The 26,356-nt window shown below is 27.6% G+C and carries 26 protein-coding genes, 1 riboswitch and 1 other annotated feature; of the genes, 2 read left to right on the plus strand and 24 right to left on the minus strand.

The window, feature by feature from the left end; translation table 11 throughout:
* Window positions 1-11 precede the first annotated feature (11 nt).
* The 20 genes from H9660_RS00945 to H9660_RS01040 form a co-directional block, all read right to left on the minus strand.
* Window positions 12-467 carry an MOSC domain-containing protein gene (locus tag H9660_RS00945; protein ID WP_191747601.1) on the minus strand — a complete coding sequence of 152 codons (456 nt, stop codon included), beginning with the start codon at window positions 465-467 and terminating at the stop codon, window positions 12-14.
* 4 nt (window positions 468-471) lie between these two features.
* Window positions 472-1,443, minus strand: coding sequence for a GTP 3',8-cyclase MoaA (gene moaA / locus H9660_RS00950; protein ID WP_191747603.1), 972 nt, complete (start codon window positions 1,441-1,443; stop codon window positions 472-474).
* 5 nt (window positions 1,444-1,448) lie between these two features.
* Window positions 1,449-1,940 carry a cyclic pyranopterin monophosphate synthase MoaC gene (gene moaC / locus H9660_RS00955; protein WP_191747605.1) on the minus strand — a complete coding sequence of 164 codons (492 nt, stop codon included), beginning with the start codon at window positions 1,938-1,940 and terminating at the stop codon, window positions 1,449-1,451.
* A gap of 8 nt (window positions 1,941-1,948) precedes the next feature.
* Window positions 1,949-2,965: a molybdopterin-binding protein gene (locus H9660_RS00960; RefSeq protein ID WP_191747607.1), complete on the minus strand. Its 1,017-nt coding sequence runs from the start codon at window positions 2,963-2,965 to the stop codon at window positions 1,949-1,951.
* A 22-nt stretch (window positions 2,966-2,987) separates the two neighbouring features.
* Entirely contained in the window at window positions 2,988-3,479 is a 492-nt protein-coding gene (locus tag H9660_RS00965) for a MogA/MoaB family molybdenum cofactor biosynthesis protein (protein WP_191747609.1), read from the minus strand.
* Window positions 3,479-4,054: a molybdenum cofactor guanylyltransferase gene (locus H9660_RS00970; protein ID WP_191747612.1), complete on the minus strand. Its 576-nt coding sequence runs from the start codon at window positions 4,052-4,054 to the stop codon at window positions 3,479-3,481. Before H9660_RS00970 ends, H9660_RS00965 begins: the two co-directional genes overlap by 1 nt.
* A 9-nt stretch (window positions 4,055-4,063) precedes the next feature.
* On the minus strand, window positions 4,064-5,266 hold the full coding sequence (locus H9660_RS00975; RefSeq protein WP_191747614.1) for a molybdopterin molybdotransferase MoeA: 1,203 nt from the start codon (window positions 5,264-5,266) through the stop codon (window positions 4,064-4,066).
* Window positions 5,267-5,388: 122 nt separating this feature from the next.
* Window positions 5,389-5,524: riboswitch (molybdenum cofactor riboswitch) on the minus strand.
* Between the two features lie 4 nt (window positions 5,525-5,528).
* Entirely contained in the window at window positions 5,529-6,026 is a 498-nt protein-coding gene (gene mobB / locus H9660_RS00980) for a molybdopterin-guanine dinucleotide biosynthesis protein B (RefSeq protein WP_191747616.1), read from the minus strand.
* A 108-nt stretch (window positions 6,027-6,134) separates the two neighbouring features.
* On the minus strand, window positions 6,135-7,361 hold the full coding sequence (locus tag H9660_RS00985) for an NAD(P)/FAD-dependent oxidoreductase (RefSeq protein WP_191747618.1): 1,227 nt from the start codon (window positions 7,359-7,361) through the stop codon (window positions 6,135-6,137).
* On the minus strand, window positions 7,361-7,768 hold the full coding sequence (locus H9660_RS00990) for a 4Fe-4S dicluster domain-containing protein (RefSeq protein ID WP_191747620.1): 408 nt from the start codon (window positions 7,766-7,768) through the stop codon (window positions 7,361-7,363). Before H9660_RS00990 ends, H9660_RS00985 begins: the two co-directional genes overlap by 1 nt.
* A gap of 12 nt (window positions 7,769-7,780) precedes the next feature.
* Window positions 7,781-9,865 carry a molybdopterin oxidoreductase family protein gene (locus tag H9660_RS00995; RefSeq protein ID WP_191747667.1) on the minus strand — a complete coding sequence of 695 codons (2,085 nt, stop codon included), beginning with the start codon at window positions 9,863-9,865 and terminating at the stop codon, window positions 7,781-7,783.
* 228 nt (window positions 9,866-10,093) lie between these two features.
* Window positions 10,094-11,698, minus strand: a complete 1,605-nt coding sequence (locus H9660_RS01000) for an amidohydrolase (RefSeq protein WP_191747622.1) — start codon at window positions 11,696-11,698, stop codon at window positions 10,094-10,096.
* Window positions 11,699-11,801: 103 nt separating this feature from the next.
* Window positions 11,802-12,404, minus strand: coding sequence for an ATP-binding cassette domain-containing protein (locus H9660_RS01005; protein ID WP_191747624.1), 603 nt, complete (start codon window positions 12,402-12,404; stop codon window positions 11,802-11,804).
* A complete protein-coding gene (locus tag H9660_RS01010) occupies window positions 12,397-13,164 on the minus strand; it encodes an ABC transporter permease (protein WP_191747626.1) in 768 nt (255 codons plus the stop codon). The genes H9660_RS01005 and H9660_RS01010 overlap by 8 nt, the downstream gene beginning before the upstream one ends.
* Window positions 13,139-14,119 carry an MqnA/MqnD/SBP family protein gene (locus tag H9660_RS01015; RefSeq protein WP_191747628.1) on the minus strand — a complete coding sequence of 327 codons (981 nt, stop codon included), beginning with the start codon at window positions 14,117-14,119 and terminating at the stop codon, window positions 13,139-13,141. Before H9660_RS01015 ends, H9660_RS01010 begins: the two co-directional genes overlap by 26 nt.
* A 175-nt stretch (window positions 14,120-14,294) precedes the next feature.
* Window positions 14,295-15,236: a ribonuclease Z gene (locus H9660_RS01020; protein ID WP_191747630.1), complete on the minus strand. Its 942-nt coding sequence runs from the start codon at window positions 15,234-15,236 to the stop codon at window positions 14,295-14,297.
* Between the two features lie 253 nt (window positions 15,237-15,489).
* Window positions 15,490-16,200 carry a purine-nucleoside phosphorylase gene (deoD, locus tag H9660_RS01025; protein ID WP_191747632.1) on the minus strand — a complete coding sequence of 237 codons (711 nt, stop codon included), beginning with the start codon at window positions 16,198-16,200 and terminating at the stop codon, window positions 15,490-15,492.
* Window positions 16,201-16,320: 120 nt separating this feature from the next.
* Complete coding sequence (locus H9660_RS01030; protein WP_191747634.1) at window positions 16,321-17,625, minus strand: bifunctional folylpolyglutamate synthase/dihydrofolate synthase; 1,305 nt, start codon at window positions 17,623-17,625, stop codon at window positions 16,321-16,323.
* Window positions 17,615-18,415, minus strand: coding sequence for an ATP-grasp domain-containing protein (locus H9660_RS01035; RefSeq protein ID WP_191747636.1), 801 nt, complete (start codon window positions 18,413-18,415; stop codon window positions 17,615-17,617). The genes H9660_RS01030 and H9660_RS01035 overlap by 11 nt, the downstream gene beginning before the upstream one ends.
* Window positions 18,412-19,305 carry a RimK family alpha-L-glutamate ligase gene (locus tag H9660_RS01040; protein WP_191747638.1) on the minus strand — a complete coding sequence of 298 codons (894 nt, stop codon included), beginning with the start codon at window positions 19,303-19,305 and terminating at the stop codon, window positions 18,412-18,414. The genes H9660_RS01035 and H9660_RS01040 overlap by 4 nt, the downstream gene beginning before the upstream one ends.
* Before the next feature lie 111 nt (window positions 19,306-19,416).
* Between H9660_RS01040 and H9660_RS01045 the strand changes: the two genes are divergently transcribed.
* A complete protein-coding gene (locus tag H9660_RS01045; protein WP_191747640.1) occupies window positions 19,417-19,848 on the plus strand; it encodes a hypothetical protein in 432 nt (143 codons plus the stop codon).
* A gap of 315 nt (window positions 19,849-20,163) precedes the next feature.
* On the opposite strand, the gene H9660_RS01050 is transcribed toward H9660_RS01045, so the two are convergent.
* The 3 genes from H9660_RS01050 to H9660_RS01055 form a co-directional block, all read right to left on the minus strand.
* Window positions 20,164-22,806, minus strand: coding sequence for a valine--tRNA ligase (locus H9660_RS01050; protein ID WP_191747649.1), 2,643 nt, complete (start codon window positions 22,804-22,806; stop codon window positions 20,164-20,166).
* A gap of 257 nt (window positions 22,807-23,063) precedes the next feature.
* Window positions 23,064-23,284: a binding site (T-box leader), on the minus strand.
* A gap of 214 nt (window positions 23,285-23,498) precedes the next feature.
* The gene (locus H9660_RS16420; protein ID WP_279289560.1) at window positions 23,499-23,624 is read right to left on the minus strand and encodes a CPC_1213 family protein; all 126 of its coding nucleotides are present in this window, start codon (window positions 23,622-23,624) and stop codon (window positions 23,499-23,501) included.
* 58 nt (window positions 23,625-23,682) lie between these two features.
* Window positions 23,683-24,627 (minus strand): carbohydrate kinase family protein, encoded by a 945-nt coding sequence (locus tag H9660_RS01055; protein ID WP_191747651.1) that lies wholly within the window; start codon window positions 24,625-24,627, stop codon window positions 23,683-23,685.
* Window positions 24,628-24,848: 221 nt separating this feature from the next.
* Here H9660_RS01055 and H9660_RS01060 point away from each other — a divergent pair, with 221 nt between their 5' ends.
* On the plus strand, window positions 24,849-25,214 hold the full coding sequence (locus H9660_RS01060) for a tetratricopeptide repeat protein (RefSeq protein ID WP_191747653.1): 366 nt from the start codon (window positions 24,849-24,851) through the stop codon (window positions 25,212-25,214).
* A gap of 163 nt (window positions 25,215-25,377) precedes the next feature.
* Here the strand turns inward: H9660_RS01060 and H9660_RS01065 are convergent.
* Window positions 25,378-26,356: transglutaminase-like domain-containing protein (locus H9660_RS01065; RefSeq protein ID WP_191747655.1), on the minus strand; the 979-nt coding region annotated here is incomplete at its 5' end.

Raw genomic sequence — 26,356 nt, forward strand, 5'->3', positions numbered from 1 at the left:
CTTTTTATATTCTATAATGTAAATACTTTTTTCTCACTGTCTAGTAAAGTACATTTATCTCCAACTTTTACTTTTCCGCCTCTTAAAACTCTAGTAAATATACCATTTTTAGGCATTATACATTCTCCAACTTGATAATAAATTGCACATTTATCATGACATTCCTTACCTATTTGAGTAACTTCTAATAAAGTTTCTCCAACTTCTAATCTTTGACCTACTGGTAACTTATTTAATTCAATTCCTTCTATAACTAAATTTTCACCAAAGGCTCCAAAATCAACGTCTCCACCTTTTTTTCTAAATTCATCTATTTTTTCAAAGGCTAATAAACTAACTTGTCTATGCCATTTTCCTGCATGAGCATCGCCTTCAATTCCAAACTCTTCAATAAAATTCGCCTCATCAACTTCTACTTTTAAAGTCCCCTTATGTTTACTTGTACATACTGCTAATACCTTACACATATATTTATCCTCCAATTTGATTCATAAACTTTAATTCTTTGTCATTACTCTTCTTCATAAACAAATGTTTTTCTGGTTTATTATAAATATTGTCTTTAATAACATTTAAAATATCATTTTCTGATGCTCCACCTCTAAGTAGCTTTCTTAAATCAATACCATAATTAAAATGCAAACATTGCTTTAAGAAACCTTCTGAAGTAAGTCTAATTCTATTACAATCTTCACAAAAACAATTACTGATTGCACTTATAAAACCTATTTTTCCTTTTGCATTTTCAAGCTTTACATAAGATGCTGGTCCACCATCCTTGCTTCTATTTACTTCTTCTATATTTTTATAATTATTTCTTATTAGATTTAATATATCTTCATTGCTTACTCCTTCAAACTTACCTCCAACACCTATTGGCATAAGTTCAATAAACCTAACATCTAAATTCTTTTTAATAGTAAGATTTACAAAATCTAATATTTCATCATCATTTTTGCTTTTTATCATAACTGTATTCAATTTAACTTTTATTCCAAGTTCTAAACACTTTTCTATAGCTGATAAAACCTTTTTTAAATCTCCTAATCTAGTTAAATCATGAAACATTTTTTCTTTTAAGGAATCTAAACTAATATTTACACCCTTTAAACCTGCTTTTTTTAAAGCTTCTACTTTTTCTGATAATAATATTCCATTTGTAGTTAAATAAATTCCTTCTATTCCCTCTATATTATTTATTTCATCCATTAATTCTATAATATCTTTTCTAACTAAAGGTTCTCCTCCAGTTAATCTTATTTTTTTCACTCCAAGCTTTGCAGATACAGAAACTATTTTTAAGATTTCATCCTTTGTTAGTTTATCTTCCTCTTCAAAGAACTCATTATTATCTTCTTCCATACAATATATACATCTTAAGTTACATCTATCCGTTAGGGAAATTCTTAAATAATCTATTTCTCTTCCATATTTATCCTTCATATTATTTATAGAGTTTTTTCATGAAAGTTAAACTCTCCACTCTTACCTCCTGTTTTTTTAAGTAAATGTGTACCCTCAATTACCATTCTCTTATCTACAGCTTTACACATATCATAAATTGTTAAAGCTGCTATAGTGGCTGCTGTTAAAGCTTCCATTTCAACTCCGGTTTTATCTACTATTTTAACAGTGGCTTTAATACCTATAGAATTTTCTTCATCATTTATATCAAAGTCTATATTACAACTAGAAATCATTAGAGGATGGCACATAGGAATAAGATTAGAGGTTTGTTTGCTTGCCATTATTCCAGCAACCCTTGCTACTCCTAAAACATCTCCCTTACCTATCTTACCAAGCTTTATAAGTTCTAATGTTTCTTTACTTACTTTAATTTTAGAAACTGCAATAGCAACTCTCTCTGTTTTATTTTTTTCAGAAACATCTACCATTCTTGCATTTCCACTATTATCAAAATGAGTTAATTTATTATCCATAATACCTCCTACTTTCCAAAAGAACAATGAGGGAATGTACAAACCTTACAATCTAAACATAAGCCTCCATGTCCATAAGCTGCTATATCATTTAAACTTAATCTTTCATCTGCTAAAACTCTAGGTAAGACTAAGTCTAATACTGTTCTTTTAGAATACATAGCGCAACTTGGAACTCCAAGTATTGGAATATCATTATAATATGCTAGTAAAAACATAGCTCCTGGTAAAATTGGAGATCCATAAGTAACTAATTCTCCACCACACTCTTTAATTGCAGTTGGTGTTACATCATCTGGATCAACAGACATTCCCCCTGTACAAATTATCATATCTACATTTTCAGCAAATCCTTTTTGTATTTCTTCAATTATTCTTTCTTTTGAATCTGGTAAAATTACTTGTCTAATAACTTCACTACCATAGTAAGCAAGCTTAGATTTAATTACAGGTAAGAATGCATCTTTAATTCTTCCGCTATATACTTCATTTCCTGTAGTAATCAATAAGCATTTTTTAGGTTTAATTTCTTCAACATATATAATCTTATTCTTTATAAGTTCTTCTGCTTTAATAATTTTTTCTTCTTCTATTATTAATGGAATAACTCTTGTAGCTCCTATTTTTTCCCCTTTTCTTATAGGTGTATTATTATGTAATGTAGAAACTATAATCTCACCTAAAGTATTTAATTTTAATAATTCTTCTTTATCTATTTTTAAAACTCCATCTCTATCTGCAAAGAAATCTACTTTTCCTTCTTTAATTTCTTCCGATTTAGCTACTCCTTCTCCAAGAACTAAATTAGCTAATCTAATAGCTGCATCATTTTCATGTAATTGCCCTTCCTCTGGCTCCCATACATAAATATGTTCTTTTCCTATTGATAACAACTTCTCTATATCTTCCTCTTTAATTATATGCCCTTTTTTAAATAATCTACCTTTAAATTCTCCAGGAATTATTTGAGTAACATCATGAGATAAAATACTTCCTACTGAATCATAAACACTTATCATTTTCATATATAACATCTCCTAAACCTTATTATTTTCTTGCACATTCCTTTTGTTCACCTAATAAAATACCTATACCATGATTTAATTCACCTAATACAAAATCTAAAGCTTCTTCACAAGCCTTAGGACTTCCTGGCAAGTTAACTATTAAAGTATTTCCTCTTATTCCAGATACAGCTCTAGATAACATTGCTCTTTTTGTAATTTGCATACTAAGCATTCTTATAGCTTCACATATTCCCGGTGTTTCTCTTTCAATTACTTCCTTAGTAGCTTCTGGAGTTATATCTCTCTTTGAAAATCCTGTTCCACCAGTACTTAATACTAAGTTTAAATTTAACTCATCGCTCATATAAATAAATTCTTTTTTTAGCATTTCTTTTTCATCTGGTAATATTACTTGTCTTTTAACTTCAAAACCTGCTTCTTCTAATATTCTTTTTACAACAGCTCCACTTTTATCTTCTCTTTCTCCTGCATAACCCTTATCACTACTCGTAATTATTCCCACAGTATACATTAGATTTCCTCCAACATTTCATATTCTTTTCTAGTGTTTATATTTGAAAAATAATCTTCTTTTAGATTACTATAATAATTATTATCTATAATTTTATAATTAGTAGTTAATATAAATTTTTGTAGCTTATACTCCCCATTAATCAATGCTTTTTCAATTTTTGGTATTAAGCTTTTAGAATAAATAGCACACATCGGTTGTAATCTACCATTAATTCTAGGTATTAATACCTCATAATCATCTTTGATACTTCCAATAATATTTAAAGTTTCACTAGATATTAATGGCATATCACATGCTATACAAAGGACTTTATCACTTATTGCATTCTTAAGCGCCGAATGTATCCCACCAAGGGGGCCTTTATCTAAAAAAATATCTTTATATATTTTAAAATTAAATTTATTATATTCATCTATATTATTAGCAATTATTATCTTCTCAATAAAGCTATTTCCTGCATTTATTATATTTTCAATAAAAGTTTTTTCTTTATATAATAATAAAGCTTTATTATTATAATTCATTCTACTACTTTTACCACCTGCTAAAATAGCTAATGTTTTATCTATCATACTACTCTCCTAAAGTTTTATAATGTTAACTATATCTCCTGCAAGTTTTTCTTCATCATTTGCATTAACCTCAATTATACAATTAGAATTTATTGCTGAACTAAGTATTCCATTTCCAGATTTTTTTTGTGTTACATAGACATATTGTTTTAAATTTTCTATTTTATAATGTCCTCTTAAAAATCTATGTTTAAAACCTTTTTTTATAGTACCTTCTGCTAATATTGCTTCTTCTCTATTTATTTTTATTTCGCCTAAACCAGAAAGTTTTTCAAGAGAAGTCTTAGCTAGTAATTCAAAGGTAGTAAGTGCTGCTGTAGGATTTCCTGATAGACTTATTATTATACAATTATTCACCTTACTAAATAAAACTGCTGATCCAGGTTTAATTGTAATTTTCCAAAAAAACTTTTCTCCATTCGTTACATTAATTGCTTCTTTTAATAAATCTTTTTCTCCAACTGATACTCCTCCAGTTGTAATTATTAAATCTAAATCCTTTGAAATATCTTCTATGAATTTACCAATTTCATTATAATCATCATTTATATGATGAATTTCACTTACTTCATAACCTAGTTCTAAAAGTCTTGAAATTATTGAATATTTATTACTGTTATATATTTTCCCATCTCTTAACTCAATTCCTACGTCCATAACTTCATCGCCAGTGCTTATAAAGCCTATTTTAGGTTTCTTAAATACTTTTACCCTGTTAATGCCAGAGCTAGCTAAAATACCTATATCAGCATAATCTAATTTTTTATTAGCACTTATAAGTAAATCCCCTACAGAAATATCTTCTCCCATAATACAAACATTTTCATTTTTTTTAACTTCTTTTCTTATAATTATATTATTATCATCTTTAATTACATCTTCTTGTTTTATAACTGCATTTGCACCTTCTGGTATTGGTGCACCTGTCATAATTTTTATTGCAGTATTTTCACTAACAACCTTATTACTAATTCCACCTGCAAAGACTTTATCTATTACCTTTATTTTATTGTCAATAAATCCATCTTCTGCTCTTATTGCATATCCATCCATAGCAGATTTATTAAAAGGAGGGTTATTAATTTTAGAATATACAATTTCACTTGTAACCCTATTAAGTCCCTTTAATAAGTCTACTTCCTCAACACCTAAAGATATTACTTTTTCATTTAAAATACTAATAGCTTCATCTAAAGAAATAAAGGATCTCATAATTTCCTCCTAAGAAAAAAAGCTTATTATTAACACATTGGTAATAATAAGCTTAAATTTAAATATATTAATTGCTATACATAGCATTAAATAAGTCTAAGAACTTTATAACTTAAACTATATTTAAATCAACTTATTTTCCTTCCCAGAACGTGGAGATATTATCTTTTCAGATATATACCCTGTGAATTTAAAATTCAGGTATAAGTGCCATAGCTTAACCTTAGGACACTTATACTCCAGAAAATTTTATTGATCATTATTAAATTTTATATTCATCTTCTTTTAAAATTAAATCTACAATTTCTTTAAAATTGTTCTTTTTTATAACTGTAACATCTTCAAAAAATAAATCTTCATCACTAACTATAGCAATTAAATTTTCTTTAGAAGAAATTATTTTTTCACTAAAATTTTTTCTGTATATTTCAAGTTTTCTTAAGTTACTATTTTTATAACCCTCAACTAAAATTACATCTTTATCTTTAGCTAAATTAATAAGTTCTATCAAAGGTATTTCTTCTTTTACTTCTTTAATCAAAGCCATTCTTTCATTTGAAGATATTATAACAGTTTCAGAACCAGCTTTTCTATGTCTATAAGTATCTTTTCCCTCTTTATCAATATCAAATCCATGTACGTCATGTTTAATTGTTGCAATACTAAGACCTCTTTTTTTAAGTTCTTTAATTACACCTTCCATAACAATAGTTTTACCTACATTTGATTTTTCTCCAATTATATTTACTACTATCGACATACTATCTATCCTTTAGCTTAATAATACATACTGTATTAAATATTTCCTACACTTATATTATAATACTTTTTTATATTTTAACAATTATAATTATTTATTTCAGAAAATTTATTTATAGCTAAATTCAAAATTCTTTTCTAAATTAAAGAAATCCGCATAGTCTATATCAAAAATATTTTTAGTAACCTTTGATATATCTATCTTTTCCTTTATTAACTGAGTTAATACACCTGTATAAGATAAATCACCTTGAATTATAGCTCCATATATCTTACCATCCTTGTGTATTATCTTTTTATAATTTTCTTCTTCTATACATGTTTCAACCTTATAAGTTTCATCCTTTGGTTCAACATCTCCTAATGACATAGTTGCAACTCCAACAAAGTTCATTGTGTTTTTACTTCCAAAGAAATCTGTCATTATCATTTCTTTTCCTAACATATTATGTGCTGCTATTACACCTTCCTTTACAGCTGTTGGCCATATTGGATTTCTACCAGTAACATCACCAGCTCCATATATATCTTCTATATTAGTTTTTCCCTTTTCATCAATTATTAAACCAAATCTATCACATTCAACATTACTGTCTGCTAAGAATCCTATATTAGATCTTACACCTGTTGCTACTATTACAAGCTCGCAAGGTATTTCTTCCCCAGTATTAATTAATAAAGCTTTTGGATTATTTTCTTCATCTAGAATTAATTTTTCAGCTTTAACTCCTAATTTTAAATTTACTCCATTTGATTCAAATTTCTTTTCATATACTGAAGATGCATACTTATCTAATTGAATAGGAAGAACCTTTTCTCCCATTTCTACTAAAGAAATATTTACTCCAGTATCTATAAGTCCACTTACTGCGTCTATACCAACAAGACCTGCACCTAATACAACTACATTTTTTACTTTTGCAGCTTGTTCTTTTATTAAAATTGCGTCTTCTAAATTTCTAAGACCAACTACATTTTTACCTTCTCTTAATCCTTCAACTGGAGGTATAAAAGCAGATGCTCCACTACAAATCATTAACTTATCATAACTTAAGCTTTCACCATTTGAAAGTTCTAAGGATTTTTCTTCATCTTTTAACCCTACAACTTCTACACCTTTAATCCAATTTATATTATATTCCTCAAAGAAATTTTTCGGTGTAAAATCTAATCTTTCAACATTTCTATGTCCAGATATATAATGATGTAAAATACATCTTGAATATACTTCAGTATCTTTTGAAATTAATATTATTTCAGCATCCTTATCTAACTCTCTTAAAGTCTTTACACCACTAATACCTGCTGCTGATGCTCCTATAACTACATATTTCATTAATTAGGTACCTCCTCTAAAGTTATAGCTGCCATTGGACATTTTTCTACACATTGCGGAGAGCCTGCCTCTTTACATCCATCACATTTCATTATTTCAGTTTGTGTTCTACTATCTGCCTTTAATACTCCGTAAGGACATGCCATTATGCACATATAACAACTAGCACAACGCTCTTTATCATATGTAACTAATCCAGTATTTTTATCCTTACTCATTGCTCCACTCATACAAGTGTACACACATTCTGGTCTATCGCAATGTCTACAAAAGATAGGTGCATATTTTCCATTGCTATCTATAGTTATTCTACTTCTTGTATCCTCTGAGTTATGAGAAACTATACATGCTGTAGTACATGTTAAACAGCCAACACATTTAGATCTATCTATCTTAATTCTTTTCATATATCAACTCTCCTACATTTTAGATATATTTACTGCAACAGTCTTAAATGATGGTTCCTTTGAATATGGGTCATAAACTGATGGAGTAAGTGAATTTGTTTCAATATAATGCATAGGTGCATATATTTGATCTTTCTTTACATTTTCTGAATATACAACATTAAATTCATTACTATTTCCATTTTGAGATGTTATCTTTACTCTTTCGTTCTCTTCAATATTTAATTCTTTTGCTAACTCTGGATTCATTAAAACATAAGATACTTTGCTATAAATCTTATTATGCTCTATTTCTCTTGATCTAACTTGAGTATGCCATTGTCCTACTGTTCCTCTTCCACTATTAAGTATATAAGGGAATTCAGCAGAAGTCTTATTTGGATTTTCTCTTACATCTTCAAATATAATCTTAGCTTTCTTAGAAGGTGTATAATAGTTTCCATCTTCATATAGTCTTCTTTCATCTTCTTCTAAAACTTGTCCTTCTTTAAATGGCCATTGAACACCCTTTGAACCACTCATATTTTCCCCTTCTAACATTTCATAAGTAACCCCAGTAATGTCACAAGGCATTCCCTTTGAACATTTCTTTAATAATTCAAAAGCATCTCTTGGAGTTTTCCAATTATCTAATAAACTTCCCATACCTAACTCTTCACCAATTTTGAAGAATATTTCGTAATCTGAAAGTTCTCCTTCTTCCTTAGGTATAACAGGATTAACCTTTGATAACCTACGCTCTGTATTTATAAGTACACCTTCTTTTTTAATTGCTGGAACAGATGGTAAGTATAAATCACAAAGTTTAGCTGTATCAGTGTCTTCATATATATCTTGAACAACTAAGAAATCTAAGTTTTTAGCTGCTTTAACAAATTCCTCATTATTAGCAAATGAATGTCTTGGATTTGTGCAAACTACCCATAATCCTTTAATCTCTCCTGAAATAGCTCTTTCTATTATTTCGTTATAAGGTATTGTTGGTTTATCTATAAGATCTTCCTCTTTAACACCTAATGCTTCTGAAACTGCTTTTCTTCTTACAGGGTTATCAAAATCTCCACCGCCATAAAGTCCAGCAGTATTACTAAATGCTCTTGATCCCATTGCGTTACATTGTCCTGTTAATGAGTTAGCTCCTGTCCCTGGTCTACCAATATTTCCAGTAATTAAAGCTAAATTAATTATAGATTGAGCTGTTCTAACTGCTTCATATCCTTGGTTTACACCCATTGTCCACCAGAAAGATACTCTCTTACCATTATGTATTATTTCTGCTAACTCAAGAACTCTTTCTTTAGAAATTCCAGTAACTTCTTCAACATTCTCTAAAGTAAATTTAGAAACGTGATTTTTAAAGTCTTCAAAACCTTCAGTATGTTCTTCTATATACTTCTTATCAATCCAATTATTTCCGATTAATATATTTGCTAATGTATACATTAAAGTTAAATCAGATTTCGGTTTAATATCTATCCATAAATTTGAATTTAATGCTGTTTCTGATTTTCTTGGATCTATTGTAATTATCTTTGCATCCTTATTTTTTCTTACTCTTCCCCAGAAAACTGGATGAGCAATTACAGGGTTTGCTCCAATGAAGATTATTGTATCTGAAAGTTCAGCATCATTTAATGTATATGGAGGTGCATCAAATCCAAAGCTTTGCTTGTGAGCTACTACAGATGTTGCCATACATAATCTTGTATTACCATCTCCATGCATTCCCATATAGTTTCTACCAACATGACCTAGTAAAGCCATTTCTTCAGTAGTCATTTGACCTGTACTGATATATGCAACACTTTCTTTTCCATATTTATTTTGGATAGCTGTCATTTTTTCAGCGAATATCTTAATTCCTTCTTCCCAAGATATTTCCTTCATTTCTCCATTTTCAGATCTTAATAACGGACTCTTTCTTGCTTTAATCTTAGTTTGTTGCTTATCTAAATTTAAACCTTTTATACAACAAAAACCCTTATTAATAGGATAATCCTTAGTAGGAGTAACTTTTTTTATTTCTCCACCTTCAACATGAAAGTCTAAATTACATGCTAATGCACATAAATTACAAGTTGATTGAATCTTTTTCATATGTCTTACATCTCCACTTCTAATCTTAGAAATTTCTTTATACTGAATGTATTTTAACATTTATAAAAAATATAAACTGTGATAATTATCACACTAAAAACATTTTTGTTATTTTATTAACAAAAGTACTAAAATAAAATATAACGTATTTAATATTATTTCATTGATTCTTTATATTCTTATTTTAACTATAACATAAAAATAAAAGGATCAATTCGCTTGACCCTTTTATTTTGAATAAACACATTTTCCATCTACATAGGTTTTCAATACTTGAATATCTTTAATCTTATAAATATCTTGTTTCATAGGATTATGATCTAATAATACAAAATCAGCTACTTTCCCTACTTCAATAGAACCTTTTTCATTTTCTTCAAATGATGCATAGGCTCCGTTTATTGTATAAGATTCAAGTGCTTCTTCCACACTTAAAGCTTCCTTTATGACGTATGGACCTTCCCCATTTAATGTTTTTCTAGTTACTGCGCATTGGATTCCATTTAATACATTTGGTAATTCTACAGGGCAATCTGACCCATTTGAAGCATGATTATAATCAAATAACGTTTTAAAAGCATAACTGCTCTCACTTTTCTTTTTCCCAATACGCTCTTCTACGATTTTGATATCATAATCTAAGAAAATTGATTGAATATAAGCTTGAAGTTTCATTTGTTTAAAACGTTCTAATTGATCAGGACGTGTAATTTGACAGTGTACAATACCATGACGATGATTTTGACGAGGATGTTTTTCTAATGTATATTTATAAGAATCCAAAACCATTTCACAGGCCTGATCTCCAATCGCATGGATAGCCACTTGCATTTTATTACTTGATGCATAATCCACCATTTCATTTAAAGTATCTTGATCAAATGTTTTAATTCCTTTAACCATTGGATCATCATTATAGGGTTCACTCATCAAGGCTGTACGGGCTCCTAATGAACCATCTATTAATAATTTTAATGGTCCAATTTTAAAATAAGAAGAACCTACACCAGTACTATACCCCGCATCTATAAATTCTTTTAAATCCTCTAAATTGGTAACTTGTGATTGCTCATAGATTTTAACCGTCATTTTCCCTTCTTTTTCTAGTTGCTTATAAGCTTCTAAGACATGATCTTTATCTCCAAAAACTAGAAAATCATCAGTTTGAGCAGATGTAATTCCATAAGCATTTAAAGAACTAAATGCATGCTGAAGCATTATTTTAATTTCTTGAACACTAGGCTTAGGTATACCATTAGTAATAAGTTCTATTGCATTTTCTTTAAATATACCATTTAACTTACTATTTTCAATCTCAAATTCGCCACCTTCAACAGATGTTAATGTTTCATCTAATCCTAACATTTCTAAAGCTTTTGAATTACATACACAAATATGTCCACAAGCACGTGTAATCACAATCGGATGTTTAGTTGATACTTGATCTAAATCATAACGCTTAGGAAAACGATGCACATCTTCAAAATAATCATTATTCCATCCCCAACCTTTTACCCAACTATTTTCTGGAATATTATAAATTTCAATATGTTCTTTTAAACATTCCAATATCTCTTTTAAAGATTTTGTTGCATTAGCTAAATTGGCTGAAGTGAGAGTATTTCCATAATGTAATACGTGCATATGACTATCATTAAATCCCGCTGTAACAAAACACTTATCTAAATCAATCATCTCACTTCCTTCTTCTTGATAAGACAAAGCCCCTTCTTGATCTCCCACATAAATAAAGCGACCATCTTCTTCTACAAAACTATTTACATACCCTTGAGTAATGGTATAAATATCTCCATTAATATAAATTTTCTTCATATTCCCTCCAACGTTATATGTTATATATTATATTTAATTAGTTCAATTTTAAAAATTAAAAGCTATAACAATCAAACTCTAAAAAGTTATCCTGTTATAGCTTCTAATTTATATATACTACCTCTTTTATAACAGGATTATCCTTAATCAAAATATACTTATCAGCAAATTCTCTTACTTCATTTATATCATGACTAATTATTATTACTGTTTTTTGTTTTTTCTTAAAATAATCTTTTAAGAAATATATAATTTTTTCTTTATTATACTTATCTAAACCTTTAAAAGGCTCATCCATAATAAATATATCACCATCAAATAATATTGCTCTTGCAATATTAATTCTTTGCTTCATTCCTCCACTAAGTTCATGAGGAAAAAGGCTTTCTATTCCATTTAAATTCATATTCCTTAATACTTCTTCTATATATTTATTCCTATCTTCTTTTTTATATTTATTCTTTATAACTAACTCTAAATTTCTATACACATTTTTCCATGGTATGAGTCTACTTTCTTGATATACTACACTTACTTTTTCACCTTTTAATAATAATTGATCTTTTATATATTTTATTAACGTAGTTTTTCCTACACCTGACTCCCCCATTATAAAATTAATAGAGTTTTTTTCAAAAGATATAGAAAAGTCTTTATATAATTCTTTTTCTTCAAAGAATATGTTTATATTACTAAAATCAATCAATTAAGTATCTCCCGCCTTTTAAAGATTTATTGATAAAGAGCAAAATTATTTTATCTATTATAAAGCATAAAACTGCAACAATAATTATCCAAGCAAATATTCCTGAAGTACTAAAATTAATTTTCTCCTTCTGTATTGCAGTACCAATTCCATAGTTTGGCTGTCCAAATACTTCTCCTGCTATTACAACCTTAAAAACTAATGAAAATACTGATGTTGCAATTTGAGAAATACTTATTATAATAAATTGAATATGTAGATTAAATAATTTCGTAAGAAAACCCAAATTAAAAGAATTCATCATTTCTTCTAAATTTTTATTAGAATTTAAAATAGAATTTATGACACTTTCATATAAAATAGGAAAAGCAATTACTATTCCTATTAAATATGGTGCATAATTTTTATTTACCCAAATTAAAGCAATTAATATAAAAGCAATAGTAGGTATAGACTTTAAAATAGAATTTATAGGATAAAAGAAGTTATACGCTATTTTATTAAAACCTGAGACAATTCCTAAAAAAATTGCTAGCACTAGAGCAATAAAAAAACTAGCTCCCCCTCTTAATAATGAATAACCTATATTTTTAATAAAATCATTCTTTATTACTATTACTACAATTTCTTTTAAGACTTTATTTATTCTCGGCAAATAAATATCATTATTTATTACATTTGCTAAAACTCCCCATAATAAAATAATTAAAATTATTGATATAAAAATAAGTTTATTATCCTTCATAGAAGAAGTTTTCATCTGGTAATTTTTCTCCTATCGATTTTGCATTTTCACTTTCTAAAACTTTATAATAATTTATATAATCTTCTTTATTATCTTTTGCTTTTACAAATGCTATACTACTATTTTTTATTGATTTTTCCAATATTGCTTCCTCAACTTGAGATCCATTATCTATAGAATATTTTGCAGCATCATTGTTATTCTCATTTACCCAATTAGTTGAACTTAAAATTTCTTCTGTTAATTTTTTCATAAAATCTTTGTTTTCATTTATCAATTCTTCTTTTACTATTAAACTTGATTGTGGAAATCCAGTTTCACTATTAAATTTTTCCTTCCATAAATCATTTAAACTTGCAATTACTTTTATATTAGAATTCTTACTCAATATTGTTGTTAATGCAGGTTCTGGAACTACTGCATATTTTGCTTTTCCTCCTAAAATAGCTGGTGCTAATTCTGTAGGTCCTCCAACATAACTTAAGGTAACATTTTCTATATTACTTTCCTTTAAAAGAGCTTTAAACACTATATCAGGAGTTAGTCCACTTCCAATATTATATACTTCCTTTCCATTTAAATCTTCAAAGGATATATCACCTTCAGCTGATACTAAATATAAAGCTCCTAGCCCTGTTGTTCCTACAAGTTTATATCCTAATCCCTTATTATACGCTTGAAGAGCTAAATTAGATGGAACTATTGCTATATCTGGTTCTCCTTTCATTACAGCTGTAGCTAAAGTATCAGCTGTATTTTCAATGGAATAATTAATATTATAATTATCATCTACTTGAATATTTTCTTTTATCATTTTAGATATTGCTGTAGCTGGAACTCCATTTGGAGCAATAAAAGATACTTCCTTTTTTAAAACATTAACATCTTCTTTCTTATCGCATCCTACAATAGCTATCATCATAAAAACTGATAAGAATAAACTTAATATAATTTTACTATTCTTTTTCATAATATCCCCTCCTATTTATTCCATTATATCATTTTTTTAGTGTTTATAAAATATTATAAAAAATACATTCGTTATCAAAGGTTATTTTATACTTCTTAATAAGTTAGTGTTATTGGCTTTAGTATGTATTATATCTATACTATATTTTTAGTGGATAAAGATTTAGCCTTAAAGTTTAATTTGTAAACTTTAAGGCTTTTGTAATTCCATCTTCTCCAATTATAGTATTTTTAAATATAGATTTTGCATTATCTATAAAATCCTTTGGTTCATTTATTGAAGGACTAAAATGAGTAAGTAGTAATTCATTTACTCTTCCTTTATAAGCTAGGCTAGCTGCTTCTCTAAATGTCATATGTTTGTTTTTAATAGCTTTATTTATATCTTCATCGCTACCATAGGTTCCTTCACATATAAAAAGATCACTCTCTCTTACTAAATCTATTATTTCATCTATTGGTCTTGTATCTGTAACATAACTTAATTTTATCCCTCTTCTTTCATCTCCTAAAACCATAGAACTTTTATAAGTTACTCCATTAAATTCAACACTCTCTTCCCTTTGAAGTTTACTCCATAATTCTTTTGGAACCTTCATTTGCAAAGCTTTTTCTAAATTGAATTTTCTTCTTCTTTTAAAGTATAAGCTATATCCTAAACAAGGAGATGAATGATCAAGCTCTTTAGTATTTAAAACAAATTCACATCTATCATTACTACTTAATTCTATTAAATCTTTATTAAATACAAACTCTAGCTTTTTAGGATTTTCTATTACTTTTAATTCATAGGGTAAATATTTAAATAAAACACTAAGCCCATTTATAACTTCATTTATTCCACTTGGTCCAATAAGAATTAAAGGTTCTGTTCTACCACTATTACCTATAGTTGAAAGAAGTCCTGGAAGTCCAACAATATGATCTCCATGCGCATGAGTTATTAGAATTATATCTATTGATTTAAATCCTAATTTATTTTTTCTTATTGCAACTTGTGTTCCTTCTCCAGAATCTATTAATATTTTTCTTCCATTTATATTAATAAAAAGAGATGATAAATGTCTATTAGGCATAGGCATTCCACCACCACATCCAAGTAAAGTTAAATCTATCATAATACACCCCTTAGTGTGCTGAAGCACAATGTAAAATTAAAAATTAAGAATTAAAAATTAAGGAAAAAACTCCTTTCGGAGTTTTAGAAGTAAATTATATAGTGAGCTGCAAAAGCAGCTCACTATTAAAATATATAATATAAATTCAAATATCATCAAAGTAATTTTAACCAAATTACTTAAAGTTTATTTATTTTAGAAACTCCTGAGGAGTTTCATCATTCATTTTACATTCTACATTTTAAATTTTTCATTATTTAGCTAATTCTAATGCTATTTCCATCATATCTGTAAAGCTTTCTTGTCTTTCTTCTGGAGTAGTTTCTATTCCTTTAAAAACATGATCTGAAATAGTTAATATTGCTAATGCTTCAACATTATATTTAGCTGCAAGAGTATATAACTCTGCACTTTCCATTTCTATTGCTAAACAACCATATTCAGCCCAAAGTTTTGCTCCTCCAACATTTGTATCATCGTAAAACAAATCTGATGATAGTACATTACCAACTTTTATATTTAAACCTTTTTCTTTTCCTTTATTATATGCATCTAATAAAAGATCAAAGTTTGCTGTTGGTGCATAATCCATTCCCATAAATCTTCTTTTATTTATTCCTGAATTAGTAGATGCACTTTGAGCTAAAACTATATCTCTTACATTAACATTATCATTAATTGAACCAGCAGATCCAATTCTTATAAGTCTTTTTACTCCATAAAATCTTATTAGTTCATTTACATAAATTGAGTGAGATGGTAACCCCATTCCTGTTCCTTGTACAGATATTCTTTTTCCCTTATAAGTACCTGTATAACCATACATTCCTCTTACATTATTATAGCAAACTGGATTTTCCAAGTAAGTTTCAGCTATAAATTTAGCTCTTAGTGGATCTCCAGGTAATAGGACTGTTTCTGCTATATCTCCTTCATTGGCCATTATGTGTAAATGCTTTGACATATTAAATGCCTCCTAACTTATATTTATATAATGCTTTTTAAGCATTAATTTTATTATATACTTATATTAAAATTTAAAAAAGAGGATAAATAAAAGTACTTATTTTGCACTTTTAAATTATTATTTGTCTATTTTATTAAAGACTTCTCGTATTTTTCCTACCATATATAATGATCCACATGCCAAAATCAAATCTTCATTATTAGCTTTGCTTAATGAATATTTAACAGCCTCATCATAATCATCAAAGCCTAATGAATTTTCATTATATTTTTCTGCTAATACTCTTAAATCATTAGAGCTTTTTGCTCTATTTGAGTTAGGGGTAACTGTACAAACTTCCTTTGCGAGTGGAGTTATTATTTCTAGTATTTTATCAACTTCTTTATCAGCTAATACTCCAAGAATTAAATATAAATTTTTATATTTAAAATAATCTTTAAGATTTTTCTTCAAATACTTAATTCCATCTACATTATGGGCTCCATCAATTACTATATAAGGATTTTCTTTTAAAATTTCAAGTCTACCTTTCCATTTAACTTTTTTTGTAGCAGCTTTAATCTTATCAATGTCTACTTTTATATAATTTAAATTTTCTAATTCTTTTAAAGCTTCTAAAGCTAATGATAAATTTATAATTTGATGACTTCCTAATAAAGATAAATTTAAAGTTTCTTCTTTTCCTCTAAAGTTTATTAATATCCTTTGAGTTATTATACTCTCATTGTCTATATTTAAAAACCTATAGCTATTAGAATTAATAATAGACAACTCACATCCCTTTTTAATAGATGTTTCAGTAATTACTTTTATTGCTTCATCCTTTTGCATACAAGTTATTATAGGTATATTCTTTTTAATAATACCTGCCTTTTCTTTAGTTATTTCTTCAATTGTACTCCCTAAAATATTCATATGATCAAAGCTTATTGATGTAATTATAGATAATATTGGTGTTAAAACATTAGTTGAATCAAGTCTTCCACCTAGCCCAACTTCAATAATTCCAAAATCAACATCCTGTCTATATAAATATAAGAACATAATACAAGTTAAAACTTCAAATTCAGTAGGATGATTAAAACCTTCTTCAACAACTTTATTTACAAAAGGTTTTATTTCATTTATTAAACTCACAAAATCTTCTTCTTTTATATTTTTGCTATTTATCCTTATAGTTTCTTCTATTTCCTCTAAATGTGGAGAGTTAAAAAAACCCACTTTATATCCATGCTCCATTAATATAGTTCCTAAAATTGCAGAAGTTGAGCCTTTTCCATTCGTTCCTGCTATATGTATTAGCTTTAACTTCTTATGTGGATTACCCATAAGTTCTAATAATCTTTCTGTTCGTTCAAGACCGTAATTTGATCCTAAGGTCCTTAGACTTTCTAAATATTCTAAAGTGCTTTTATCTTTCATCTTCCTTTCCCCCTTTTATTTCATTAACTATGTGATCTAAAAATTTTTCCATAGTATCATTTATACCTAAATGACTTAACATCCTACTTCCAACAGCATCTTCAAATTCATTAAATAAAATTTCTCCATTCTTTAATAATAAAAAATCTATACCACCAAAATCTATTTTTATATCCTTTAAAATCTTATTTATTATTTCTTTTTCTTTATTAGAATAATTATAGATTTCTACACTTCCACCCTTTGTAAAATTAGAAATTAAAGAATCTTTCTTAGGTATTCTTATAACTGCATGTTCAACTTTATTATTTATTATATAAAATCTTATATCTCCTATATAAGCCTCAATATAATCTTGATATACATTTTTATTAAAATCTAAATTATTAAAATCCTCTACTATTCTTATATTATTCCCACCATGACCATTTTTAGGCTTTTCTATTATCTTTTTTTCTCTATTAATTTTATTTAAAGTTTTATATATTTTAGGATAATTAATATTTACTGATTCTATATAATCATAAGCCTTTAATTTATCATTACCTAAAACTGCAAATTTATATTTATTAAAAACTCTAATTCCCTTTTCTTCTAATCTATAAGTTAAATCAAAATTTCTAGATCTATTTATAGCAAATTTATAATCATAATTTAATTCATCTATATCTTTATCTAATTCAAGCTTAATATTAAGGTTTCTAGCCTTTCCCTCAACTATAAGCCAATCTATATAAGCTTTATTTTTAGATACATCTTCTTCATTATAAATAACTATCCCATTTATCATTTTATTTCACCTAATATATACTGTAATATTTCTTTACCAAAGCTTTTTCCCCATATTTTTTCAAAGCTTAAAAAGTTTAAGTTAGAATTAACCTCACAAAGCAATGGTTCATTATTTTCTCCAAATAATAAGTCTACTCCTGAAAAATCTAATCCTAGTACTTTATGTGCCTTTATTGCCAGTTCTTCTTGTTCCTTAGTAAGTTCTATTAATTTGCCTTTTCCCCCTTGTGAAATATTTGCCCTAAAATCTACTTCAGATTCCCTAAGCATTGCCCCTATTACCCTATCGCCAATTATATTAACCCTTATATCTCTTCCAAAGCTACTTTTAATATTTTCTTGAATTATAAAATCTACATTCCTCTTATTTAAATCATTAACCTTATTAATAAATTCTTCTTTATTATTTATTAAATAAACTTGCATACCAAAAGAACCCATAGCTTCCTTTACTATTACACTTTCACCTAAGTACTCATAACACTTTATTAAATAATCCTTATTGTTTAATGATGAATCAAATATCATTGGAGAAAGAATAGTTCTTGGCATATTTATATTATTATTAGAAAGAGTTAAATGCATTAACCCTTTATGATCACAATATTTTATTGCCCTGCTAGAGTTAAAAACCCTATATCCCATTTTTTCTAAATGCCTTGCTAAAAGTACATCCTTATCCCAAAAGATTATAAATTCAGGCTTTTCTAATTTTCTTAAATAAAACAGCTCTGCTTCTCCCACTCTAGAGAACATGGGGATTATCTCTGTATTTTTTACATCAATTAAATTTATATTTAACTCTTTAGCATCATTAACTAAAGAATTTACTAATTCTCTAATTTTAGGAACATTTAATGTGCCATTATAAATTATCCAACCTGTCATATTCATCCTACTTTCTTATATGTAGTATTAATTAACCTATTTTTATCACTTTTAATTTTCTTTGTCAACCTTTATACTATTATTATCTTATGTTTATTAAAGGAGTAACTTATGAAGGATTTAAATGAAATTCTAAAATTAAATTTAGATAAAATATCTATTTATGAAATAAATGAAGAAAACTTAATAGAATTAAAAAATTGTGATTACTATGTAAAAAATAATTTCTACTTTTGGCTTATAAATAAAATATATGAACTTGAAGAAAAAAACAAACTTAAAGAACTAGGCTATGCTCATTATCTAATGTCATATTATATATTTATAGTACTAACACCTTTATCCTATGAATCAATATCCTTTAGCCACATAAAAAAGGCTATACAATATGAAAATAATATTAAATACAAAGAATGGCTACTTATATTCTCAACCCTACCTATTACTTATTTAAAACAATACGATGCAATAAAAATAGCAGAAGAAGTAATAAAAGAAGATCCAAGTAGTACTATAGCAAACACTATTTTACAAATCTTTTAACCTAGAAACAAAGATATAAACATTATATTCCTTGCTCCGTCGCATGCACTCCAAGTCACCGTCATACAATGTTTATCTCTTTGTAAACAGAAAGTTTAAAATATAAATACTAATAATATGTCCTATAGCTTTATAACTAATTTAAATAATAAATTAAGGGATATTGCTAATAAACTATATATTAACAATATCCCTATAAAGTATTTTCAAGGCAATTTTTCCGGAGCTATGCACTTAATTACTAAAAATTCTATTTCAGTAATTTGGAACAAATTACTTCCTCAATTCTTAATTTTTCATTTTTAATTCTTCATTCTACTTAAGTGCTTCTATTCTTACTAAAACTGCATTTAGCATTTCTTGATATTTTTCTCTCTTTTCTTTTTCTCCATCAATTACAGCTTGTGGAGCCTTAGAAACGAAGCCTTGGTTAGAAAGCTTTTTATCAATTCTTTCTACTTCACCTTCTAATTTTTTCTTTTCTTTATTTAATCTTTCAAGTTCCTTTTCCTTATCTACTAAGTCAAGTAAAGGCATAAATAATTCTCCACCCTTAACAACTAAAGATACTGCATTTTCTGGAACTTCATTTTTATCAACAATAAATGCTACTTCTGACGCAGATGCTAATTTTTCTATATAATTAAATCCTGATTCAAAGGCTTCCTTTGCTTCACTTGTAGTGTAAGCTATAACCTTAGCTTTTCTTGATGGTGGAACATTCATTTCTGCTCTAACATTTCTTAAGCCCTTAATTGCTTCAATTATAAAGTCCATATCTTTTTCAGCTTTATCATCTCTTAAAGCTTCATTGTATTCTGGCCAATTTGAAACAACTATTGATTCACCATCTGTTAATGTAGTAAATATTTCTTCTGTTATAAATGGCATTACAGGGTGTAATAATTTAAGTCCTGTTTGTAAAACTGTATTTAGAACATTATAAACTATTCCCTTTGCTTTTTCATCTTCACTGTATAATACACCTTTAACTAATTCTATATACCAATCACAGAATTCAGTCCACATAAAGTCATATACCTTTTGAAGAGCAATTCCTAGTTCATATTTTTCCATGTTTTCAGTTACTTCATTAACTAAAGAATTCATTCTTGAAAGAATCCATTTATCTGCTAAGCTATATTCTCTGCAATCTTCATACTTTTTCATTATTTCAGTATCTAAGTTCATCATAACGAATCTAGATGCATTCCACATTTTATTTGCAAAGTTTCTAGCTGCTTCAACTCTTTCTGGAATATATCTTATATCATTTCCTGGAGAGTTACCTGTAACTAACATAAATCTTAGAGCATCTGCACCATATTCATCTATTACTTCAAGTGGGTCTACTCCATTACCTAGAGATTTACTCATTTTTCTTCCTTCTGAATCTCTTATAATTCCGTGAATTAATACAGTATCAAAAGGAGTTTTATCCATATTGTGTATTCCTGAGAATATCATTCTTGCAACCCAGAAGAATATAATATCATATCCAGTAACTAAAACATTAGTTGGATAGAAGTATTCTAAATCCTCTGTTTTGTTTGGCCAACCTAAAGTTGAGAAAGGCCATAATGCTGATGAGAACCAAGTATCTAATACATCTTCATCTTGATGCATATGCTTTGATCCACACTTAGGACAAACTTCTGGTGCATCTACCTCAACTATAATTTCTCTACAATCATCGCAGTACCAAACTGGAATTCTGTGTCCCCACCATAATTGTCTTGATATACACCAATCTTGAATATTTTCCATCCAGTTAAAGTATATCTTATCAAATCTTTCAGGAACAAATTTAGTTTCCTTACTCTTTACTGCTTCTATTGCAGGTTTTGCTAAAGATTCCATTTTAACATACCATTGTTTAGATATTATTGGTTCTATAACTGTGTTACATCTATCATGAGTTCCAACGTTATGAGTATGAGGTTTAACTTTTACTAATAAACCTAAGTCCTCTAAATCCTTAACCATTTGCTTTCTTGCTTCATATCTATCTAAGCCTTGATATTTTCCACCTAATTCATTTATTACTCCATGGTCATCCATAACTCTAATTTGTGGTAAGTTATGTCTAAGACCTACTTGGAAGTCATTAGGATCATGTGCTGGAGTTATTTTAACAGCTCCAGTTCCAAATTCAATATCTACGTAGTCATCAGCAACTATTGGAATTTCTCTATCAGTTAAAGGTAATTTAATCATTTTACCTACTAAAGATTTAAATCTTTCATCATTTGGATTTACAGCAACTGCAGTATCACCAAGTAATGTTTCAGGTCTTGTAGTTGCTATTTCTAAATAGCCACTTCCATCAGCTAATGGATAGTTTATATGCCAGAAGAAGCCATCTTGTTCTTCATATTCTATTTCTGCATCTGAAAGTGCTGTTGAACACTTTGGACACCAGTTAGTTATTCTATTACCTTGATAAATTAAACCTTCATTATATAATTTAACAAAAACAGTTCTAACTGCTTTATTTAAATTTTCATCCATAGTAAAGGCTTCTCTTGAAAAGTCACAAGAAACTCCCATTTTCTTAAGCTGATTTCTTATAGTTCCTCTATATTCATCTGCCCATTCCCAAACTTTTTCAAGGAATGCTTCTCTACCCATTTCTTTTTTAACTAAACCTTGTTTTAAAAGTTCATTTTCAACTTTAACTTCTGTTGCAATTGAAGCATGGTCCTGTCCTGGTAACCATAAAGTTGAATATCCTTGCATCCTCTTAAATCTTATAAGCATATCTTGAAGAGTATTATCAAGTGCATGACCTAAGTGAAGCTTTCCAGTTATATTTGGTGGTGGCATAACAATTGAAAATGGTTTTTTATTTTTATCAACTACAGGTGTGAAATATTTTTTATCTTCCCAATTTTTATAAATTCTTTCTTCAAAGTCTTTTGGGCTATAAGTTGTGGCTAAGTTTTTCTTTTCAGACATTTGTATCCTCCTTTATTTTCCTAATATTTAAAATCTAATGATTTTTAATTTCTTATACTTAAAATTAAAAATAACATTAAGACTATTTTTTTAAATAAGAAAGTGCACCTATATAATTTTGCTTATTCCGTCGCATGCGCTCCAAGTCATCGCAAAATTAATAGGAGCACTTCGTAACCAAATGAAGAAAATTATAAAAAATTATTCGCAGGGTAATATTTTTATAATTTTCTACAAAATAAAAAGAGCCTTCATCACAAAAGGACGAAGTCTCGCGGTACCACCTTTTTTCTTAACATAAAAATATATTAAGCTCTTTATTTATTAACGACTAAGACAGCCGCCTTTACTTACTTTAGTTCAGTAAAGATGCTCAAAAGCTACCTTCAGGATACTTTAATATAGAAGGCTTTCAGCCAGTGACCTTCATTCTCTTTAATATGCAGTATTCCCTACTCCTCTTTCTCATTGCTTTTAATATATGATTTTGTAAGGTTATCTTATAATATATTATTCTCTTTGTCAATATTGTAATATCTATTTAAGTTAATAAAAAATAGATAAAAATTATATTCCTTGCTCCGTCGCATGCGCTCCAAGTCAACCTCATACAATGTTTATTTCTTTGCAAACTGAAGGAAGGAAATTATAAAAGCTACCTTATAAGGTAGCTAATAAAAAATATTTTTATTCTAAATTTTAAAATCCTTTGGATCGTGTTCCTTTGCCTTAGGCTCTCCAAAAGCTGCTTTTACACTTTCTACTTGTGGATTATGATTAATATGTTTTTTATTACTATTTTTTGATTTCTTACTCATTTCTTTCACCTCCAAGCTTGTATCATTAGCTTATGTAAAAGAAATAAAATTTATGTAACTATCCTTCTATCCATTCCATATCTTTTATAAATTCCTTTATAAAATCTTCACTCATACTTGGATTTATAGTTTCTTCATGTATTATAGTTACTGTAGACATAGCTATAGCATATTTAACTGTATCCTTTATTGAAAGATTATTCATATAGCCATAACCAACTCCAGCTACAAAAGAATCTCCAGCTCCAGTAACATTTTTTACATCAACGCAAGTTGTTTTGATTTTACCTTCTTCATTAGAATTTTTATAATATATTCCATCTGCATCTAAGCTTATAAATACATTTTCAACTCCTAATGATAAGAAATAATCTGCTGCCTTAACTAAATCTTTATCATTTTCAATTTTAAATCCACATAAAACTTCTGTTTCTAATCTATTTGGTTTTATTGTATGAAAATATTTAATTAAGTGAGTAACTTTTTGGGCCTTACTTGCAGATACAGGATCTAAAATAAATTTAGTCTTCCCATGAAATTTAGTTAAAATATATTCTAGTAACTCTGGATTATCTGAATCTAAAATTACATATTCAGCATTTTCAATAACTTCAGCCTTTGAGTCTATAAATTCAGTATCCATTTTATTTAAGCATTCCATATCTACAATAGCTGATTCCATTTCACCGTCTTCATTTAAAATAGCCATATAAGTTGGTGTGTACTCATCCTCCAGTATCATAGAATGTTTCATATTATATCCAATTCTCTTGGAATTTTCCATAATATTTCTACCTTGATCGTCTCCGCCTAAAACTGATATAAATTCTGTTTTCACATTAACTCTTGCTAAGTTTTCAGCAATATTTCTGCAAACGCCACCTAAAGATATTTTTATATTTCCAGGTATAGAATCCCTATGACTATATTTTTTTCTGCTAAAACCTATAATATCTACTATTGATGCTCCTATTACTAAAATATAAGAATTATTATTATACATACCATCTCTCCCGATCTATAAAGTCCATTCTAAAAAAACATAAATACATTATATTAGAGAAAAGAAAAAAAATAAAGTGATTTTTTAAAACTTTGTCGAATTATATTGTTTAAATCACTATGTTTTATTCTCAAATTTTCTATTTAATTCATATATTGAATATTAACTTATAAATTTGGAAATAATTCTAATAACATATTAATTAAATCTAGGAGGATTTTATGAACTTCTTCAACGATGGAAATAAATACTATAATATTAAAGAATATGAAAAAGCGATAGAATTCTATAAAAAAGCTATTGATAACAATGAAAATACAGCATGTTCTTATTATAATTCAGGGGTATGCTATATTAAAATCAAAAACTTTGATAAAGCAATTGAAATGATAAAAGCAGCTTTATCTATACAACAAGAAAGTAAATATTACTTTAATTTAGCTTATTGCTATGCAATGAAAGAAAATGTTCGGAAAGCATTAATTTATTTCAATATTTCTTGGTCTTTAGATTCAACCGATAGCGATTGTGAAAAAGCCATTAATTTACTTATAGCAAAAAATAAAAAATGGGATATTTCCAATTAAAAAATCCAATAATATAAGTTTTCTATTTTAATAAAAAATAGCTTAACTCATATTATTGGATTATTTTCTTTTTTAATTTAAGATATAGTAGTTATTATATCTTAAATTTACAGTAATTCTGAAAGAATTACATCCTTAATTATCCATTATGCATTATCAATTATTAATTTGGAGCTTTGCTCCCCATCCACTCTCCTGCAACTTCTGCACTTAAATGGTCCTCATTAAAATCTACATTATCAAAATAATCTCCTGATAAATAAAATGTAGGATCAACATTAATCCATATTCCTTCATCTTCTAAATAAACTTGATTCCAAGCATGAGGCCCATAATTTTGACCATCATAAGCTTCACCTGTTATTATTCTAGTTCCAAGTCCAACACTTTTCCCCATAGCTACATAAAGACAAGCATAATCAAAACATATTCCACGTCTAGTATTAAAGGCTTCTATTGCCCCACTATTAGTTACACCCTCTTCTCCAAGTGCCTTTTCTGCTTTATCAAAATCATATACTATATTAGAACCAATCCAAGAATACAATCGTTTAGCCTTTTCTCTATCATTTTTTGCACCACTTACTATTTCTTTTGCTTTTTCATCTATCTCTGGTAGTGATTTTACTCCATCCTCTAATGTAACTCCATTATAATATACAATAACATTAGAATTAGAAGGTAAATATTCTTTAAAATCATTATAAGATAAAATAGGTTTATTTATATTAACTATTCTTTCTAAACTGTTATATCCCTTTATATTATTAAAAAGACTTATTTTCATTTGTCTACCAAAAGTAGTGTTGTATGTAATTATCCCCATGAACATTATTAATATAACTACTAACCCTTTTATAAATCCAAATATACTAGAAAATATGACTACTCGTATTTTACCATTATTAAAAAGCATATTATAGGCTTTTGATAAAGGTTCGTTTAACAATTTTAATAATAAATAAATTATATATTGAATAATAAGGAATATACTACCTAGAATTATAGCTTTAAAAATATTATTATTTAATATTTTTAAATTTGGATTATTACTTATAAATTTTAAAATTGATAAATATATTTTTTCTAAATTTAATAACATAATTAAAAAGGTTGTAAATATTGAAAAATAATATATTAAT

The organism is Clostridium gallinarum (genome assembly GCF_014836325.1).
Classification (GTDB): Bacteria; Bacillota; Clostridia; order Clostridiales; family Clostridiaceae; genus Clostridium; species Clostridium gallinarum.

Excerpts from the sequence above, each read along its gene's own strand:
- H9660_RS00985 (WP_191747618.1), bottom strand. The coding sequence starts at position 7,361 with ATGAAATATGTAGTTATAGGAGCATCAGCAGCAGGTATTAGTGGTGTA.
- H9660_RS01010 (WP_191747626.1), bottom strand. The coding sequence starts at position 13,164 with ATGAAAACTTCTTCTATGAAGGATAATAAACTTATTTTTATATCAATA.
- H9660_RS00945 (WP_191747601.1), bottom strand. The coding sequence starts at position 467 with ATGTGTAAGGTATTAGCAGTATGTACAAGTAAACATAAGGGGACTTTA.
- H9660_RS01035 (WP_191747636.1), bottom strand. The coding sequence starts at position 18,415 with ATGATAAATGGGATAGTTATTTATAATGAAGAAGATGTATCTAAAAAT.
- H9660_RS01020 (WP_191747630.1), bottom strand. The coding sequence starts at position 15,236 with ATGATAGATTTAACTTTACTTGGATGTGGTGGTGGAATGCCTATGCCT.
- H9660_RS00995 (WP_191747667.1), bottom strand. The coding sequence starts at position 9,865 with ATGAAAAAGATTCAATCAACTTGTAATTTATGTGCATTAGCATGTAAT.
- H9660_RS16420 (WP_279289560.1), bottom strand. The coding sequence starts at position 23,624 with ATGAGTAAGAAATCAAAAAATAGTAATAAAAAACATATTAATCATAAT.
- H9660_RS01060 (WP_191747653.1), top strand. The coding sequence starts at position 24,849 with ATGAACTTCTTCAACGATGGAAATAAATACTATAATATTAAAGAATAT.
- H9660_RS00960 (WP_191747607.1), bottom strand. The coding sequence starts at position 2,965 with ATGAAAATGATAAGTGTTTATGATTCAGTAGGAAGTATTTTATCTCAT.
- H9660_RS01055 (WP_191747651.1), bottom strand. The coding sequence starts at position 24,627 with ATGTATAATAATAATTCTTATATTTTAGTAATAGGAGCATCAATAGTA.
- H9660_RS01045 (WP_191747640.1), top strand. The coding sequence starts at position 19,417 with ATGAAGGATTTAAATGAAATTCTAAAATTAAATTTAGATAAAATATCT.
- H9660_RS00990 (WP_191747620.1), bottom strand. The coding sequence starts at position 7,768 with ATGAAAAGAATTAAGATAGATAGATCTAAATGTGTTGGCTGTTTAACA.
- H9660_RS01015 (WP_191747628.1), bottom strand. The coding sequence starts at position 14,119 with ATGAAAAAGAATAGTAAAATTATATTAAGTTTATTCTTATCAGTTTTT.
- H9660_RS00970 (WP_191747612.1), bottom strand. The coding sequence starts at position 4,054 with ATGATAGATAAAACATTAGCTATTTTAGCAGGTGGTAAAAGTAGTAGA.
- moaC (WP_191747605.1), bottom strand. The coding sequence starts at position 1,940 with ATGGATAATAAATTAACTCATTTTGATAATAGTGGAAATGCAAGAATG.
- H9660_RS01040 (WP_191747638.1), bottom strand. The coding sequence starts at position 19,305 with ATGACAGGTTGGATAATTTATAATGGCACATTAAATGTTCCTAAAATT.
- H9660_RS01030 (WP_191747634.1), bottom strand. The coding sequence starts at position 17,625 with ATGAAAGATAAAAGCACTTTAGAATATTTAGAAAGTCTAAGGACCTTA.
- H9660_RS01050 (WP_191747649.1), bottom strand. The coding sequence starts at position 22,806 with ATGTCTGAAAAGAAAAACTTAGCCACAACTTATAGCCCAAAAGACTTT.
- H9660_RS00975 (WP_191747614.1), bottom strand. The coding sequence starts at position 5,266 with ATGAGATCCTTTATTTCTTTAGATGAAGCTATTAGTATTTTAAATGAA.
- H9660_RS01000 (WP_191747622.1), bottom strand. The coding sequence starts at position 11,698 with ATGAAGAAAATTTATATTAATGGAGATATTTATACCATTACTCAAGGG.
- deoD (WP_191747632.1), bottom strand. The coding sequence starts at position 16,200 with ATGTCAAAGCATTTACACATAATGGCCAATGAAGGAGATATAGCAGAA.
- mobB (WP_191747616.1), bottom strand. The coding sequence starts at position 6,026 with ATGTCGATAGTAGTAAATATAATTGGAGAAAAATCAAATGTAGGTAAA.
- moaA (WP_191747603.1), bottom strand. The coding sequence starts at position 1,443 with ATGAAGGATAAATATGGAAGAGAAATAGATTATTTAAGAATTTCCCTA.
- H9660_RS00965 (WP_191747609.1), bottom strand. The coding sequence starts at position 3,479 with ATGTATACTGTGGGAATAATTACGAGTAGTGATAAGGGTTATGCAGGA.